Source organism: Pseudomonas tritici (assembly GCF_014268275.3).
GTDB classification, from domain to species: domain Bacteria; phylum Pseudomonadota; class Gammaproteobacteria; order Pseudomonadales; family Pseudomonadaceae; genus Aquipseudomonas; species Aquipseudomonas tritici.
In genome coordinates, this window is record NZ_CP077084.1 from 3797403 (window position 1) to 3815587 (window position 18185).

The 18185-nt window shown below is 60.8% G+C and carries 11 protein-coding genes; 3 read left to right on the forward strand and 8 right to left on the reverse strand.

Annotation, left to right across the window (positions count from 1 at the left end):
* Positions 1–257: 257 nt before the first annotated feature.
* The 6 genes from uvrA to lexA all read right to left on the reverse strand — a co-directional run bounded on the left by uvrA (position 258) and on the right by lexA (position 10314).
* A complete protein-coding gene (uvrA, locus tag HU722_RS16975) occupies positions 258–2777 on the reverse strand; it encodes an excinuclease ABC subunit UvrA (RefSeq protein ID WP_065874695.1) in 2520 nt (839 codons plus the stop codon).
* Positions 2774–4486 (reverse strand): ATP-binding protein, encoded by a 1713-nt coding sequence (locus HU722_RS16980; RefSeq protein WP_065880671.1) that lies wholly within the window; start codon positions 4484–4486, stop codon positions 2774–2776. The genes uvrA and HU722_RS16980 overlap by 4 nt, the downstream gene beginning before the upstream one ends.
* 108 nt (positions 4487–4594) lie before the next feature.
* Positions 4595–7687 (reverse strand): error-prone DNA polymerase, encoded by a 3093-nt coding sequence (locus HU722_RS16985; RefSeq protein ID WP_210172774.1) that lies wholly within the window; start codon positions 7685–7687, stop codon positions 4595–4597.
* Positions 7663–9075 carry a Y-family DNA polymerase gene (locus HU722_RS16990; RefSeq protein WP_065890841.1) on the reverse strand — a complete coding sequence of 471 codons (1413 nt, stop codon included), beginning with the start codon at positions 9073–9075 and terminating at the stop codon, positions 7663–7665. Before HU722_RS16990 ends, HU722_RS16985 begins: the two co-directional genes overlap by 25 nt.
* A gap of 7 nt (positions 9076–9082) precedes the next feature.
* Positions 9083–9697 carry a translesion DNA synthesis-associated protein ImuA gene (gene imuA, locus HU722_RS16995; RefSeq protein ID WP_065880669.1) on the reverse strand — a complete coding sequence of 205 codons (615 nt, stop codon included), beginning with the start codon at positions 9695–9697 and terminating at the stop codon, positions 9083–9085.
* Positions 9697–10314, reverse strand: a complete 618-nt coding sequence (gene lexA / locus HU722_RS17000; protein WP_065874700.1) for a transcriptional repressor LexA — start codon at positions 10312–10314, stop codon at positions 9697–9699. Before lexA ends, imuA begins: the two co-directional genes overlap by 1 nt.
* A gap of 202 nt (positions 10315–10516) precedes the next feature.
* On the opposite strand from lexA, the gene HU722_RS17005 reads away from it, so the two are divergent.
* The gene (locus HU722_RS17005; RefSeq protein WP_218490438.1) at positions 10517–15205 is read left to right on the forward strand and encodes an RHS repeat-associated core domain-containing protein; all 4689 of its coding nucleotides are present in this window, start codon (positions 10517–10519) and stop codon (positions 15203–15205) included.
* Positions 15202–15522: a contact-dependent growth inhibition system immunity protein gene (locus HU722_RS17010; RefSeq protein WP_083207183.1), complete on the forward strand. Its 321-nt coding sequence runs from the start codon at positions 15202–15204 to the stop codon at positions 15520–15522. The genes HU722_RS17005 and HU722_RS17010 overlap by 4 nt, the downstream gene beginning before the upstream one ends.
* 64 nt (positions 15523–15586) lie before the next feature.
* Here HU722_RS17010 and HU722_RS17015 read toward each other — a convergent pair whose 3' ends face one another.
* Positions 15587–16174, reverse strand: coding sequence for an NUDIX domain-containing protein (locus tag HU722_RS17015; protein ID WP_065872219.1), 588 nt, complete (start codon positions 16172–16174; stop codon positions 15587–15589).
* 11 nt (positions 16175–16185) lie between these two features.
* Positions 16186–17043, reverse strand: coding sequence for an SDR family NAD(P)-dependent oxidoreductase (locus tag HU722_RS17020; RefSeq protein WP_065872215.1), 858 nt, complete (start codon positions 17041–17043; stop codon positions 16186–16188).
* A 161-nt stretch (positions 17044–17204) separates the two neighbouring features.
* On the opposite strand from HU722_RS17020, the gene HU722_RS17025 reads away from it, so the two are divergent.
* Complete coding sequence (locus HU722_RS17025; RefSeq protein WP_065872214.1) at positions 17205–18131, forward strand: alpha/beta hydrolase; 927 nt, start codon at positions 17205–17207, stop codon at positions 18129–18131.
* Positions 18132–18185: the final 54 nt, after the last annotated feature.

An 18185-nucleotide genomic window follows, 5' to 3' on the forward strand; every position in this document is an offset into this window, starting at 1 on the left:
TGCGATGGCCATAAGTATCTACACATCTTGAGGGAGCCCTCTGCGTAGCAGCTGTCGAGCCCTGGCGAGGCTGCGTTTGCGGCCTGTCTGACACACCGCTGACGCAGCCTCGCCAGGGCTCGACAGCTGCTACGCAATTTCACTTTGAAGATGTGTAGATACCTATGCTGCGATGGCGGATTGTCAGGCAATGCAACTTTGACTGATGGACCGCTATCGCAGGCAAGCCAGCTCCCACATTTGATCCGCTGTGTTTGTTAGATCAACTCTCGAGCCAGGAATGGCGCGGTGCGGCTGGTCTTGCTTTTGGCGACCTTCTGCGGCGTGCCGCAAGCAACCACTTTCCCGCCCAAATCCCCGGCCCCCGGCCCGATATCAATCACCCAATCACTCTGCGCGACCACGCGCATCTCATGCTCCACCACAACCACCGTATGCCCCGAATCTACCAGCTGATTGAGCTGGATCAGCAAGCGGTCCACATCCCGTGGATGCAGCCCCGTCGTGGGCTCATCCAGCACGTATAACGTGGCGCCCCGCGCATTGCGTTGCAACTCGGTCGCCAGTTTGATGCGTTGCGCTTCGCCGCCCGACAGCTCGGTCGCCGGTTGCCCCAGGCGCAGGTAACCCAGGCCGATATCCCGCAGCACCTGCAATGAACGCAACACACTGGGTTGTTCGGCAAACACGTCGACCGCCTGCTCCACCGTCAGCCCCAGGACCTGGGCGATGCTCAAGCCCTGCCATTTGATCGCCAACGTCTCGGGGTTATACCGCGCGCCGTGGCAGGTCGGGCATGGCGCGTACACGCTGGGCATGAATAGCAGCTCGACGCTGACAAACCCTTCACCCTCGCAGTTCGGGCAACGGCCCTTGGCGACGTTGAAGGAGAACTGGCCGGCGTCGTAATGACGCTTCCTGGCTGCCGGCGTGGCGGCGAACAGTTTGCGCACGTTGTCGAACAGCCCGGTGTAGGTCGCCAGGTTGGAGCGCGGGGTGCGGCCGATGGGTTTCTGGTCCACCTGCACCAGGCGGCGGATCAGCTCGAGCCCGGCGCTGATACGTCCACCGCTGGTTTGCGGCGTGTCGTCTTCCAGGCTCGGCTCATCGTCGTTTTCCACCACCCGGCCGAGGCCGCTGCCTACCAGCTCCAGCAGCGCCTGGCTGACCAGGCTGGACTTGCCCGAACCGGAAATCCCGGTGACTGCCGTGAAGCACCCCAGTGGGAAATCGACGTTAAGGGCCTTGAGATTATTACGCGTCACGCCGTCCAGCTTCAGCCAGCCGGAGGGCTCGCGGCGTTCCTGATTCGACACGCGTTTTTCAGCAAACAGGTATTCACGCGTCTGCGACGCCTCCACCTGCGCCAGCCCCGCCGGTGGCCCGCTGTACAACACTTGCCCGCCGTGCTCTCCGGCGGCCGGGCCCACGTCGATCAGCCAGTCGGCGCGGCGCATGGTTTCCAGGTCGTGCTCCACCACAAACAACGAGTTGCCCGCCGCTTTCAAACGATCCAGCGCGGTGAACAGCGCCTCGCCGTCTGCCGGGTGCAGGCCTGCCGACGGCTCGTCCAGCACATAGATCACGCCAAATAATTGCGAGCCCAGCTGTGTGGCCAGGCGCAATCGCTGCAACTCTCCGGACGATAAGGTCGGTGTGCTGCGCTCCAGGGACAAATAGCCCAAGCCCAATTCGGTCAAGGTACTGACCCGCTCGAGTAAGTCCTGGGCGATACGTTGCGCGGCCAGGCGTTTTTCCACCGACAGCTTCATCTTGTCCTGCCCCGCCGCCACCGGCCGCAGCAACTCGGCCAGTTGCGCCAATGACAACTGCGACAACTCACCGATATCCACCCCGGCGAACTTCACCGACAGCGCGGCCCTGGTCAGGCGTTTGCCCTCACATAACGGGCAAGCGCTGCCCTGCATGAACTGCGAGACGCGCTTTTTCATCAACGCGCTTTGGGTGTGGGTGAAAGTGTGCAGGATGTAGCGTCGCGCGCCGCTGAAGGTCCCTTGGTAGCTGGGCTCAAGCTTGCGCTTGAGCGCATCGCGGGTCTGTTCGGGGGTGAAGCCAGCGTATACCGGGACGGTGGGGGTTTCTTCGGTGAACAGGATCCAGTCGCGCTGCTTTTTCGGCAGGTCGCGCCACGGGATATCCACGTCATAGCCCAGGGTCACCAGAATGTCGCGCAGGTTCTGCCCTTGCCACGCCAATGGCCAGGAGGCCACCGCGCGCTGGCGAATGGTCAACGAGGGATCGGGCACCATCAATGCCTCGGTCACTTCGTACACGCGCCCAAGACCATGACATTGCGGGCAGGCACCTTGCGGCAGGTTCGGCGAGAAGTCCTCGGCGTACAGCATCGCCTGGCCCGGCGGGTAACTGCCGGCGCGGGAGTACAGCATGCGGATCAGGCTCGACAGCGTGGTGACGCTACCCACTGACGAGCGCGCACTCGGCGTACCGCGCTGCTGTTGCAGGGCCACGGCGGGCGGCAGGCCTTCAATGCTGTCCACATCCGGCACGCCGACCTGGTCGATCAGCCGCCGTGCATACGGCGCCACCGACTCAAAATAACGCCGCTGCGCCTCGGCATACACCGTGGAAAACGCCAGGGACGATTTGCCCGAACCCGAGACGCCGGTAAACACCACCAAGGCATCCCGTGGAATATCCACATCGACGTTACGCAAGTTGTGTTCGCGGGCGCCGCGGACGCGGACGAAGCCTGTGTGGTGGGCGGTGATCGAGGGGATGTTGCGCTGTGAAGTCATGGACAACCTTGTTGGGCGGCAAGCACGCTGCGGACCCGTTGCGTCAGGGCTTCGGGGCTGTAGGGTTTGCTCAGCAGATGAATCTCGGGACTCAGCAAATGATTGTTGGAGAGAATGTCGCGGGTGTGCCCGGAAGTGAACAGCACTGCCACGGCAGGCGTTTGTGCGCGAGCCCAGTCAGCCAGGTCGGTACTCTTGACGCGACCGGGCATCACCACGTCGGTGAAAATCAGCTCCGGCTGTACACCGGTCTGTAGCATGTTCATTGCGCGGTCACCGTCTTCGGCCGTGAGCACGGTATAACCCGCCTGCTCCAGCAGTTCCACGACCGTCTCGCGCACGTCTTCGTTGTCTTCGACCACCAGGATTGTTTCATGGCCATGGACATGCGGCAGAGGCTCGTCACAGGCGTCCTCGCACTCTTCGCCGAGGCTGCGCGGGAAATACATCTGCACCACGGTTCCGCGCCCTTCCTCACTCCACACGTCGACATGCCCGCCGCTCTGGCGCACAAAGCCAAACACCATGCTCAGGCCAAGGCCGGTCCCATGGCCGTTACGCTTGGTGGTGAAGAATGGCTCAAACACCCGCGCCAGGATGGCCGGCGGCATGCCCACGCCGATATCGGTAACAGCCAGGCGCACGTACTCACCGGGCTTGATGCTTTTACCCGCGCAATCGCCGGGGTTGAGGATAATGTTCTCGCCGGTGATGCGGATCACCCCCTCACCTTGCATGGCGTCGCGGGCATTGATCGCCAGGTTGAGCAGTGCGTTTTCCAGCTGGTTGCGGTCGACGTTGATGCACCACGAATCCTGGGGCAACTGCACATCGATATGGATGGTTTCTCCCAGCGCCCTTTGCAGCAGTTCGCCGAGGCCCGCGTAAATGCGTTGCGGGTTGTACACCGCCGGCGACAACGGTTGGCGCCGGGCAAACGCCAGCAATTGCGATGACAGCTTGGCACCACGATCCACCGCCGCAATGGCCGCCGCGACACGTCGCTGCACCTGCGCGTTGTCCGGCTCGTGGCGGGCGAGCAAGTGCAGGTTGCCGGCGATCACTTGCAGCAAGTTGTTGAAGTCGTGCGCCACGCCACCGGTCAGGCCGCCGATGGCTTCGAGTTTCTGCGACTGGCGCAACTTATCCTCGGCGGCAGAGCGCGCCTGCACTTCGGCGGCCACACGCTGCTCGAGGTTATGGGTGAGTTCCTGGCGTACCTGCTCGGATTTCACCAGCTCGGTGGTCTCCACCACAATCGCCAACACCCCGGCGGGTTGCTGACTGTCGCCGGCGACAGGGCTGTAATAGAGATCCAGCCACACGGTTTCCGGTTTGCCGTTACGCAACAACACCAGGTCTTTGTTATTGAACGACAAGGTCCCGCCTGCCAGGCAGGTGTCCACCACATGACGGTTGAAGTCGGCCACTTCCGGCCAGCCCAGTTCTACCGGCGTGCCCAGCAGGTAAGGGTGGCGGCCACCCGCAAATACCGAATAACTGTCGTTGTAGATCATGTACCCCGCGCGGCCCCACAACATCACCATCGGCACGGGTGATGCCAGCATCATCTGCACGTTGCAGACCAGGCTGGTGGACCACTGTTCAATGGGCCCCAGGTCGGTGTTCGACCAATCAAATGCGCGGATCCGCCGGGCCATTTCACCGGCCCAGCCTTCACAGCCATGAGAGTTGGATAAAAATTGCATCGGTTGGCTCTGCGCTAAGAGAGGACGGTCGCAAAAATTTGGAGCGCGTCGGACGCGGATGGTTCATCTCTTATAATTTAGGGGGTTACGCCTCTACAAGCCCCCGCCTCAGTGAAAGTCCCGGCTGCGCACATTTATCCCTTCCAACAGCGGCGTCAGGTCGGTAAGCCGGCCGGCGATCAGGTGCCGAACTTCACCCACCGCTTCCCAGCGCCCGTCCACTTTTAACAGGCGCGAGCCCACCAGCGCCTGGCGCTGACGCTCAGCCAGGTCACGCCAGACCACTACATTGAGGTTACCGAATTCATCTTCCAGGGTGACAAAGGTCACCCCACTGGCAGTGCCTGGGCGCTGCCGACCGGTCACCAACCCGGCGACGCTGACGTTGCGCCCATGCTCGACCAGCATCAGCTCTTGGGAACTGCGGCAGCGCCGCTTGCGCAATTCAGCACGCAATAACGCCAACGGATGCGGGCCAAGGGTGGTGCCGACTGTCGTGTAGTCAGCGTGCAGGTCTTCGCCCACCGTCGGTGCCGGCAACTCGACCACGGCTTCGTCGGGGCTGGGCAGGCCGGCAAACAGCCCGAGTTGTTTGTGCACCCCCGCCACTTCCCAGCGCGCCTTGTGCCGGTTGCCGGCCAGGGCGCGTAAGGCACCGGCATCCGCCAGCAACGCCTGCGCACGCGCATCCAGTCCGGCGCGTTCGTCCAAGTCAGCGATGTCGCTGAACGCCCGACGTTGGCGCGCCGCTTCGATGCGCCGCCCATCTTCTTCGCGAAACCCCGAAATCATGCGCAAACCCATGCGGATCGCCGGCTGCGCACCGTCGATGGGTTCCAGGCTGCAATCCCAGTCGCTGGCCTGCACATCCACCGGGCGAATCTGCAAGCGATGGCGCCGCGCATCCTGCAGGATCTGGTCCGGGCTGTAGAAGCCCATGGGCCAGCTGTTGATCAGCGCACAGGCAAACGCCGCCGGTTCATGGCACTTGAGCCAGCAACTGGCGTAGGTCAGCAAGGCGAAACTGGCGGCGTGGGATTCAGGGAAGCCATAACTGCCAAAGCCCTTGATCTGCTCGAAGAGCTGCGCGGCGAAGGCTTCGGTGTAACCGTTTTTGAGCATGCCAGTGCGCAGGCGTTCGCGGTGCGGCTCCAAACCGCCATGGCGTTTCCAGGCGGCCATGGAACGGCGCAGCTGGTCGGCCTCGCCAGGGCCGTAGTCGGCGGCGACCATGGCGATCTGCATCACTTGCTCCTGGAACAGCGGGATGCCCAGGGTGCGTTTCAGCACCACTTCAAGCTCCGGCGAGGGGTAAGTCTCAGGTTCCTCTTTGTTACGCCGACGCAGATACGGATGCACCATGCCGCCCTGGATCGGCCCGGGCCGTACGATGGCGACCTCAATGACCAGGTCATAAAACGTCTGCGGCTTGAGCCTGGGCAACATCGACATCTGCGCCCGCGACTCGATCTGGAACACGCCGATGGTGTCGGCCTTGCTAATCATCGCGTAGGTGGCCGGATCGTCCTTGGGGATGGTCGCCAAGGCCAGGTCCTGATTGCGATGGCGGCGCAGCAGGTCGAAGCAGCGGCGGATTGCACTGAGCATGCCCAAGGCGAGGATATCCACCTTGAGCAGTCCGACAGCGTCGAGGTCGTCCTTGTCCCACTGGATGATCGTGCGCTCGGCCATGGCCGCATTTTCCACCGGCACCAGGGTGTCCAGCGGGTATTCGGAAATCACAAAGCCACCGGGGTGCTGGGACAGGTGCCGGGGAAAGCCGATCAGTTGTTGAGTGAGCGTGAGCACGCGGCGCAGGATCGGGCTTTCGGGGTCAAAGCCGGCTTCACGCAGGCGCGCCAGGGGCGGCGTGTCGTCGCTCCAACGCCCGCAACACTCGGCCAGCGCGTTGATCTGATCCGGCGGCAAGCCCAAGGCCTTGGCCACATCGCGTACCGCGCCGGTCGCGTGGTAACTGCTGACCACCGCCGTCAGCGCTGCACGTGTGCGGCCGTAGCGCTGGAACACGTACTGCAGCACTTCTTCACGGCGTTCGTGTTCGAAGTCCACGTCGATGTCCGGCGGCTCATTGCGCTCCCTGGAGAGAAAGCGCTCGAACAGCAGACGGGTCAGGCTCGGGTCGATCTCGGTGATGCCCAAGGCAAAACACACCGCCGAGTTGGCCGCCGAGCCCCGGCCCTGACACAGGATCGAACGGCTGCGGGCGAACTGCACAATGTCATGCACCGTGAGGAAGTAGCTTTCGTAGCCCAGCTCGCTGATCAGCGCCAGTTCGTTGTTGATCTGCTGCAAGGTCTTGGCGTCGACACCCTGCGGCCAACGCTGGGCGATGCCTTCTTCGGTCACGGCGCGCAGCCAGGATTCGGCGTTGTGGCCGGCGGGCACCAGCTCGCGTGGGTAGTGGTAGCGCAATTGGCTGAGGTCGAAGGTGCAACGACGGGCGATCGCCTGAGTTTCGTCGAGCAACGACGCGGGGTACAGCGCGCTTAGCGCCTCCAGGCAACGCAGGTGCCGCTCGCCATTAGGGTGTAGCCGCGTGCCGGCTTCAGCCACCGGTACGTGATGACGGATGGCGGTCATGGTGTCTTGCAGGGCACGGCGGCCGCGCGCATGCATATGCACATCACCGCAGGCCACCGCCGGGATTTTCAGGCTGGCCGCCAGTGCCAGGCGCTGCTCAAGGTGGCGCGCATCGTCCTGGCCGCAATGCAAATGCACCGCCAGCCACAAGCGCCCGGCAAAGGTGCGGCGCAGCCATTGGATCTCGGTTTGAGTGCTGCTGTCTTCGGCGACCCACAGCGCCAGCAGGCCGGACAACGGTTGCTCGAAGTCCTCCAGCAGCAGGCGATAGCTGCCTTTTTCAGCACGTCGCCTGGCCAGGGTGATCAAGCGGCACAGGTGCTGGTAGCCGCTGAGGTCTTCCACCAGCAGCACCAGTTTCGGGCCGTTCTCGATGCGCATCTCGCTGCCGATAATCAGCGGCAGCTCCACCGCCTTGGCCGCCTGCCAGGCACGCACGATGCCCGACAGCGTGCATTCATCGGTGATCGCCAGGGCGCTGTAGCCTTGGCGCTTGGCCCGTTCGAACAACTCCAGCGCACTGGACGCACCGCGCTGGAAGCTGAAGTTGGACAGGCAGTGCAGCTCGGCATAGCTCATGCAAACCAGCCTTGCAGCCACAGCCCATCGCTTTGCCCCACGGTGCGATAGGCCCAGCCTTGCTGGCCGGCGCGGGTCTGGATCAGGTAGTAATCACGGCGGATATCGGCGCCGTCCCACCAGCCGGATTCGATGCGTTCCGGGCCCATGAGGATGTGCACGCTGTGCTCGGCCAGCAGTGTGGGTTCGTGCAGCAGCCAGCCGGGCCGTTGCACCTTGTTCAAGGCCTGGCACGGGTTTTTATCCGCCGCCGCTTGCCAGGCGCATTCTGGACGATGGTCGGCGTGAAAGCGCAGGCCCCGCACGGCCTCATCCCCCAAGCGCGCGCGCAGGCGCTCGCGCAATTGTTCCCACGGCAGGGTCTGTTGCGGGCGGTCGTCGAACAGGTCATGGCGCTGCGGCACGAACACTGGCAGGTCCTGGGCCACCAGGCGAAAGCCGCGTACCGGCGAGGTCACTTGAACGTGCTCCAGGCGGCCACGGGCCAATTCAAACAGCATCGCCGGTTCACGCTCGGCGCTGAGCAGGCCGACCTTGATCACAGTGTCCGGCGCCTGGGCGTGTTCCAGGTGCAGGTCGAAACGCTGCACGCCACTGTCGCGACCGCACAGAAACGCGGACAGATCGCCGGTCAACCGTCTTAAAGGAAACAGCAGCGCCTGGTGGGATTGCACATCGAAATTCAGCTCGATACGCACATCAAACTGGTCCGGCGGCTGATAGAACGCCAGGGCCAGCGGACGCTGCCCGGTCAGTGCGTCCAGGTGCTTGAGCAAACTGGCATCAAAACGTCGCGCCAAGGTATGCCGGGGCAACGCCTGCACCTGGGCCAAGCTGCGTAGGCCCATGCGCGACAGGGCCGTGGCGGCCTGTGGTTCGAGCCCGGCGCGGTCGATGGGCAGCGACGCCAGGGCCTGCATCAGGACGTCATCGGTAACCGCCAGGCCATCATCGATATTCGCCAGCACCCGCGCGGCGGCCGGGTTGGGCGCAGCGACGATCCGGTGACGAAAACCCAGTTCGGTCAATTCCTTGCGCAAGCGCGCTTCGAACCGCGGCCACGGCCCGAACAGCCCCAGGCTCGATTCGATCTCGAACAGCAAGGCACGCGGGTAATGCAGGCTGACTTGGGAGCTGAACTGGTAGGCCCAGGCGGCAAGGAACTGTTGGTAGCGTTCGATCTCGGCAGGGTCGTATTCGGCACTGGCAAAGGTCTTGGCCAGGGCATTCGCTGCCGTCAGGGATTGGCCAGGCCGCAGGCCCAAGGCACGGGCGGCGTCATTGACGGTTTGCAGCACGCGTCGCTGCGGCGTGCCGGCCAGCAGGGCCAGGGGTTGGTCCGGTTCAGGGTGCACACGCAGCACCCCGTCCAGCGCCAATTGCGGGAAAACAATACACACCCAGCGCATGGCAACCTCAGTGCCCCGCCAGCGCAATCGGCGCCGGATGAGCCAGACCGCCCCGGCACTTGAGCACTCGCACCTGCGCGGGCTTGGCCTCGACCGCCAGGCGCAAGGCGGCGGGCGATGAGTTGATCGCCTCGCCCAAGGCGCGCCAGGCAAATGCCAGGGTTTGCCCGGTTTCCGCCGCGACTTGCAGACGACGCAGCGCCCGGTCATCAGCCTTGCGCGGCCAGCACAACACCGCGCCGCAACTGCCGGAACGCAGGCACTGCTCCACGGCCCATAAGGCGTCGCGCTCCTCGGCCTGAATCACTGAGAGCAGGCGCAGATCAACCCCGGCGTTCTGCCACGCATGCGGGTATGGCGTATAAGGCGGCGCCACCAACACAATCCGCTCCCCCGCCTTTGATAGGCGCGCCAGGGTCGGCAGCACCAGTTGCAGCTCGCCCACACCCTCCTTGGCCATGAGGATTTCACTCAAGGCCGCCTCCGGCCAGCCGCCCGTGGGCAACACCGCATCCAGCGCCGCCAACCCCGTGGGATGCACACTCGTCGGCGGCGCGGCGGGTCGGCCTTTCCAGACACGCCCGCCATTGAACAGCGTGTCCAGGGCAATCACGGCGCCCATCAGCCTTGCCTCACCAAACCGCAGAACACGCCTTCGATGGCCAGGTCCTGGTCGGGCCCGACCACAATAGGCTGGTACGCGGGATTGCGCGGCAGCAGGCGCACGCTGTCGCCGCTGCGTTCGAAACGCTTGATGGTCACTTCGCCGTCGAGGCGCGCCACCACAATCTGCCCATTCAAGGCCTCGGCACTGCGCCGTACGCCCACCAGGTCACCATCGAGGATGCCGTCCTCAATCATTGAGTCACCCTGCACCCGCAACAGATAGTCCGGCGTTTTTGCGAAGGTAGACGGGTCAAGTTGCAGGCGGCTGTGTACTTCGGCATCGGCGCCGATGGGCAAGCCGGCAGCGACTCGACCGAGCACCGGCACATCCAGCCATTCCGGACGCGGTGGCTGGTTGAGCAAGCGAATGCCCCTGGCCTGGTTAGGGTTGACCTCGATAAACCCGGCTTCGGTCAGCGCCAGCACATGCTTGCGCGCCACGCTGCGCGAGGCAAAGCCGAACGCCTCGGCGATCTCGGCGAGGCTGGGGGGCTGGCCTTGCTGCGCGATGCGGTCGCGGATAAAGGTCAGGATGGCGGTACGGCGGGGGGTTAGAGTCGTCATGGAGTACATTTGTACTCCTGTGGGAAATTTCTGACAATAGCCGTCAGTCGCGTGGAGGAAGGACGAGCGTTGTCGAAATGTCCCACGTGATGGTCGGATTACCTCTACTCCCCTCCCCTGAAAAGGTCCGCAAAGTCCTTCGCCTGAATACACAGTGCGAGGGATTGCAGATGGCGTTTTTTGTGTGGGCCCCGGTTGATGGGGTTGTTTCATGATAGGCGTGACCAGCCAAGCCATTGGCTACCTGGTGCTGGCCACCATGGATTCGAAGGCGCGAGACGTCGAAGCCGTTATCAACGACTTCAAGCGCTGTCTTAACCACTACGACGCCTGGGCCGAGAATTTTTTCAGCTTTTCGGCATTGGATATCGAACAGGTATTCAAGGTCGGGGATGAAGTGACGCTGGTCGCGCCGATCAGCCCTTCGCTTTTTCCCAGCACCACCACCGCAACTTGCCAGGCCAACGGCACGTTGACCCTGGTGCATATGTTCCAGAGCTCACGGTTCGTACCCATTGGTAATACGCCCGTGATGGTGCAACGCATCGACCCCAACGGTGGCCCGCTGGGTGAGCCGATCCATAAGACGATTGGCCCCAGCGGCATTCTCGAAATCACAGAATGTGATCGCAACCAGCAGTACCGGGTCAGTTTCTACCCCACTGTTTCCAAAGCGCATTACAAGGCGTTGTACGCCTCTTATCAGTCGGTTATCGCACCGCTGGAAAGTTGGCTGCGCGCTGAATGGAGCAGCACCTTCGAGCCGCTGTGGAAAGGGTATTCCGAAGCCAACTTCCTCAAGCGCTACCTCTCACTGCATCAAGGCTATGCCCGCGGGTTTGGTGAGGCGTTGTATTCGCTGTGGGACACCATCAAGCAGCTGTTTCAGTGGCTTTCAGACCCGCTGGGGCATGCCGAAAAACTCCTGCATTACCTGTCTCAGGACCAATTTGAACAGCTGCTGAAACTCGGCACCGAAAGCATCGCTAAGGGCTTGTTGGTGCTTAGTGATGAGCCGCTGCTGTTTATCTATCTGTCGGCGATGGTCAGCTGGATGCGGCTGTTGCCGCCGGCGTACATGAACGAGTTGCTGGGGGAAATCAGCGCTGAAGTATTGATCAATTTGTTGCTGGGTCTTGCCACTGCCGGGATGGGCATGGCGGTGCGCATGAGTGCGAAGGTGCTGGAGGGCATCAAGTCTCAGCGGGCGCGCAGGTGGTTGGAGCATATGGCCGGGCAGTTCGGGAAGGCACGCGTGGAAGACCATGCAGCGCTGGCCAAACCGATTCTGCTGGGGGGCCCGGCGACGCCGATCAGGGTGATTCCGGATGTGCCGTTGAAGGCTGGGGATCAGGTGGTTTCCAATCCGGTGCCGATGGTTCGGGACAAGGCCCAGCGGACGGTGTTGGTGCGGCAGGAGCCTGTGAACGATGTGCCTGTTGGTTCGAAAAATCCGGCGGGGGATGCGACGGCTTCTGCGGATAAGACCGCGACCAATGGCTGCCCGGTATCGATGGTTACCGGGGAGGAACTGCTGACACTGACCGATGGTGCGCTCGATGGGATTTTGCCGTTTGAGTGGACACGGTTATATCGCACCAGTGCGGTGGAAGTGGATTGTGGGTTGGGGTTTGGCTGGAGTCACTCGCTGGCGCATCGGCTCGCGGTTTCCGGTGATTCGGTGGTGTGGACAGACCATGAGAATCGCTCGACTACCCTGCCCTTGCCGTCTGTTTCTCGGCCCGCAATCACCAATAGCCTGGCTGAAGCGGCGATCTACCTGGGGTCTTTGCCTGATGAGTTAGTGCTGGCTCAGGCGTCGCGTTTCTACCACTTCCGTGACGGTGTGCTGACGGCGATCAGCGATGCGTATGACAACCGGTTGCGCATTTTCCGTAACTACCTGGGGCAGATCGAGCGGCTGGACAACGGTGTGGGGCGCTCGCTGTTTTTGCGCTACGCATCGGGCCGCATTGTTGCGGTGGATTACCAGATTGAGCGGGCTGTGGATGACGGTCCGTTTGTCTGGGTGACGGAGCAGAACGTTGTTTCCTACGCCTATGACGCTGCTGGTCGGTTGGTTTCAGCGACTAACGCTGTAGGCGAAAGTGAGGTTTATCGGTACGACGATCAGCACGTCATTCTTGAGCGCGGATTGGCCGGTGGGGCGAGTTTCTTTTGGGAATGGGAACGGTCTGGCAAGGCTGCGCGGTGTGTCCGGCATTGGGCGAGCTTTTCGCAGATGGACACGCGGTATGTCTGGGATGACAACGGACAGGTCACGGTTCATAACGCCGATGGCAGCCAGGAAGTCTACGTGCATGACCAGCGGGCGCGGCTGGTGCAGCGGGTGGATCCGGATGGTGCTGAGCATTTCAAATCCTACGATAACAAAGGCCGGCTGACGGTTGAGCAGGATCCGCTGGGGGCGGTGACGGCGTATCAGTATGACGACGCTGGGCGTTTGGTGGCGTTGTTTCCGGGGGATGACGAGCCGACTTCCTACGAGCATGAGAATGGGTTCGTACGGGTTGTAAGGCGGGGTCTGGCGGTTTGGAAATATGAGCGTAATGACCAGGGCGACGTTACGCGTAGGACCGATCCAGACGGTCATTCCACGGACTACAGCTACAACAAATACGGCCAGCTAATTGGGGTTTGGTTTCCGGATCACAGTTGTCAGCGGCTGGTCTGGAATGAGCGTGGGCAGTTGCTTGAAGAGCAATTACCGAATGGCGGCGTAAAGCGCTATCGCTATGACGATCTGGGGCGGCAGATTGCGCGTGAGGATGAACAGGGTGCGCTGACCCAGTATCAGTGGGACAGCGTTGGGCGATTAGTCCAAATCGTCTTGCCGAGCGGTGACACGCGCATATATTCCTACAACGCTTACGGAAAAATCACCGCTGAACGCGATGAACTCGGCCACGTCACCCGTTACGAATATGCCGACGGCCTGCACCTCATTAGCCGCCGCATCAACGCCGACGGAACCCAGGTCAAATACCGTTACGACAACGTGCGGTTGTTGCTGACCGAAATCGAAAACGAAGTCGGCGAAACTTACCGGCTCCAATACCACAACAACGGCCTGATCCAACAGGAAACCGGGTTTGACGGCCAGCGCACTGCCTACGTTTACGACCTCAACGGCAACCTGCAAGAAAAGACCGAACATGGCGACGATGGCAGTCAGTTAGTCACCCGCTACGAGCGCGACCACGCCGGTCGACTCGTAAGAAAAACCCTGCCCGACGGCAACATTGTCGATTACGCCTACGACCGCCAAGGCAACCTCCTCAGCGTCGAAGACGGCCACTGGGCGCTGTCCTACGAATACGATCCGCAAAACCGCCTGACGGCCGAACACCAAGGCTGGGGCACTTTGCGTTACGGCTACGACGCCTGCGGCCAACTTCAAAAATTGCGACTACCCGACAACAACCGCCTCACCTTCAACCACGACAAAGGCGGCCATCTGGCCACTGTCGACTTGAACGGTAAAAACCTCACCTCGCACCTGTTCAAAGCCGGCCAGGAACACCAACGCCAACAAGGCCAACTGATCAGCCATTACCACTACGACGATCAGCAACGCCTGCATGCCCACGCCGTCACCCAACAGCAACACACCCTCTACCAACGCCACTACGACTACGACAAAGCCGGCAACCTCACCCGCCTCAATGACACCCGCAAAGGCGAACACCACTACCACTACGACCCGCTAAACCGCCTAACCCGCGCGAACCATTCCCAAAGCGAGCAGGAACGCTTCGCCCACGACCCCGCCGGCAACCTGCTCATGCAAGACCGCCCCGGTCCGGACATCGTCGCCGGCAACCGCCTGATGATCCAAGGCGACCACCATTACGACTACGACGCCTTCGGCAACCTGATCCGCGAAAGTCGCGGAAAGGGCCATCAACTCGTCACCGAATACCGCTACGACTGCCAGCACCGCCTCATCGGCCTCACCCAACCCAACGGCCAAACCGCCAGCTACCGCTATGACCCGTTCGGCCGCCGCATCAGCAAAACCATCGACGGCCTAACCACCGAATTCTTCTGGCAAGGCGACAAACTCATCGCCGAACACCACGCGGACCGCCACCGCAGTTACCTCTACGAACCCGACAGCTTCCGTCCGTTGGCGCTGCTGGAAGGCTTCGGCCCAAAAGAAACAAAGCCCTACCACTACCAACTCGACCACCTTGGCACCCCACAGGAACTCACAGCCCAAGATGGCGAAATCGTCTGGTCCGCGCATTACCGCGCCTACGGTGAAATCACACGCCTCGACATAGGAAAAGTCGACAACCCGCTGCGCTTCCAAGGCCAGTACTTCGACCAGGAAAGCGGACTGCACTACAACCGCCATCGCTACTACAATCCGGATATTGGTCGTTACCTGACGCCGGATCCGGTAAAGCTGGCGGGTGGGATCAACGCCTACCTATACGTCCCTAACCCTACGGGATGGATAGACCCATTAGGATTGAGTTGTAAGATTGGAAATTGCCCTGGCGGCATACTAGATACACACGAAGATGCAGGGGGGCATTTGCTCAAGAAGCACGTTGAGCAGACGGATGCACAATTGTTTGCAAGGCTGGAATTGGAACCACATATTCCAGCGGCATCTACGTTCAGAAACAAAAAGGAAGCAGAAGCTCTTGTTTCTAAAAGCTTAACCAACCGTAGACAGGAAATCTTAAATTTTTTAGAAGGAAAAAAAGATAAACATATCATCAACGAAAGTTCAAACTTTCCGGTAGGATTGAGCGCTATTAGAGGCGCTGAATCGTCCATTCCAGCCTACAACTTCATTCTGGTTCTGAAGAGAAAACCTAAGATGCCAGATGGCTATTTATTACTGACGGGATATCCTGAAAAATGAACCTACCACTGACTGAACTTCAGCAATTTTTTGGCGCCTACTTTAATCAGGATTGGACAGCGGAATACTCTTCAGCCGATGAAGTAATTGGCTCATTCCTACTTGACTCACAAAGAGATGTCATCACCACTGTAAAAATGGAAATAATAGAACTAATAAAAACCTACACAAATGAACCAGAGTTCCAAAATAACTTATTTCATGAACAGCACTGCTACTATTACTACCCTAATCAATGGGCATCAGGACCCTCATGGTTAAATCACATCATTGTTAAATTCGATGAGCACTTACTGAAACAAGAAAACCCTATTTAAAAGCAACCTATGTGGCGAGTTTTCTCGCTCGCCACAATAAATATGCCGCCGAGGAATAACTGACTCACCACCCTTCTTTCAACATCCGCAACTCCAGATGCTGCAACAGCATGATGGTCTTCCCGTCCGCAATCTCCCCGCTTTGCACCATCGCCAGCGCTTGCTCAAAGCCCAGCTCCAGCACCTCGATATCCTCGCCCTCTTCTTCCAGACCGCCACCGCTGCCCACCTGATCCCCCGGTTGATATTCACCGATGAAAAAGTGAATCCGCTCCGTCACCGAGCCCGGGCTCATGAACGCCGCATAAACCTTCTCCACATGCCCCACGCGATACCCGGTTTCTTCTTCCGCTTCCAGGCGAATACGTTCTTCGGGACTGGCATTGTCGAGCAACCCTGCCGCCGCTTCGATCAGGTATCCGTGGTAATCATTGACGAACGTCGGCATCCGAAACTGGCGAATCAACAACACTGTGCGCCGCTCACGGTTGTACAGCAGGATGGTCGCGCCATTGCCACGGTCGTACACCTCGCGGGTCTGGGCTTGCCAGCTGCCGTCGCGGCGGCGCAGGTCGAAGCTGTATTTTTTCAGCAGGTACCAGTTTTCCGAGAGTGTCTCTTCTGCGGTGATGCGAACGGGGCTGTTGTCCATGATCGGTTTTCTCAAGAAAGTGTCTGCGTTTGTTTGATGCGATCCCAGGCGGCAGCGACTTCTTCTGCGCTGCGGGCTTTGATTCGGGCCAAATCACGGGGGTATTCCACACCGGGATTTTCCGTAAAGCGCGTGGCGGTGAATTGCCCGTTGCTGGCACGCAGAATGTAACCCGTGTCGTCGCACTGCGTTGATGCAAGGAACACAACCCCCGGCGTCACCCACTCCGGCTTGAGTTCATCCGGTTCTTCGGTCACGCCCCACATGCGCGTCTTGGCGACCGGTGAGATCGCATTGACTCTGATGCCCGCATCAAAGCCTTCATGGCTCAACGCGTTCATGATCCCCAATTGCGCCATCTTGCCTGCGCTGTAGGCCACCAGGCCGGTCTGTTCATATTGCGCATACATGGCGCGGTCGGAGGTGGTGAGGATGATGCGCGGCGCAGATGAACGCAGCAGGTGCGGCCAGGCGTGCTTGCACAGCCAAAGTGGTGCGTAGAGGTTGATGTCCATGGCACGTTGCAGGAACGCCACGTCGAGGTCGGCGATGTTCTGGTAACCCACCCAGCCAGCGTTGTGAATCAGGATATCGAGTTGGCCGAATGCCTCGATGGCGTACGCAACCAGTTGTTGGCAGCCCTCGTTCGTGGACAAGTCACCGCCATGGCCGATGACAGTCAAGCCTTCGGCCTGCAAAGCCTCTGCCGCCGACAGCACCACCGAGGCATCGCTGCCTGAGCCGGCATTGTCGGCGCCGATATCGCTGATCACCACTCGCGCGCCACCTTGGGCCAGTGCCCGTGCATAGCTGAGTCCCAACCCGCGGGCGCCACCCGTGACGATTGCGGTTTTGCCTGTGAAATCCATGTGCTTGCTCTCCTGTTCAGCCCCCACCCTAACAATCCCGGCACGCATTGTTCAATGCTGTAACACTTTGCAAGCAATCCCGGTGGACGGCTGTCGAATTAATTCCTGCCTGTGTGGGCCATCTGGTAAAAACCCTGCTTCAACTTTTCTCTGGAACCTTCATGTCTTCACGTTTTCTCTCGCGCCTGAGCCTGCGCTGGTTTCCGCTGTTGTGCATGGCGCTGTTGATCGTCGGCCTGCCGGTGGGGTGCGCCGTGCTGCAACACAAGGAGCGCGAACTGGTGTTTCGCATCGAGCCGGGCACCGCCAGCTGGTACAGCGGCTTGCCCAAGGCCGTGCAGGAGTTCGAACTCAAACCTACCAGTTTCAAATCGGGGCAGAACATACATGGCTGGTGGTACCCGGCGGATAAGAAGGACGCACCCGCAATCCTCTACCTGCACGGCGTCCGCTGGAACCTCACCGGGCAACTGTTTCGCATCGAGCAATTGCACGCCCTGGGCTACTCGGTGCTGGCCATCGACTATCGCGGTTTCGGCCAGAGCCACGGCGAGCTTCCGTCGGAAACCAGCGTGTATGAAGACGCTCGAATTGCCTGGGAACGTTTCCAAGTGCTGCAACCGGACCCCGGCAAACGCCTGATCTACGGGCACTCCCTGGGCGGTGCGGTGGCCATCGACCTGGCCGCCGAGTTAGGCAAACAAACACCACTGCCGGTTCGCGGCTTGGTGATTGAATCCACCTTTACCTCGCTGGCAGATGTAGCCACGGCGGTGGCCAATACTTCGTTGCCGGTGCGCTGGCTGCTGTCGCAGAAATTCGATTCCATCGACAAGATTGCCGATATCCATATGCCGCTGCTGGTGGTGCATGGCCTGGACGACCGCTACGTGCCGCCGCGTTTCAGCCAACAATTGTTTGAAGCCGCCCAGGAACCTAAACGACTGTTATTGGTGCCCGGCGCCAGCCATAACAACAGCATGAGCCTGGGCGGTCGCAGCTACGGCCAGGCGCTGGACAAACTGATGCAAGCGAAGATGCCGCCCCAGGTTGTCACGCACGCCACAGGCCGCAACGGCGACTCTTGAAAACACTTTCCGGCACTGGGTTCGCGCTTGCCTGTCAAGCGCAAACCCTGCCCA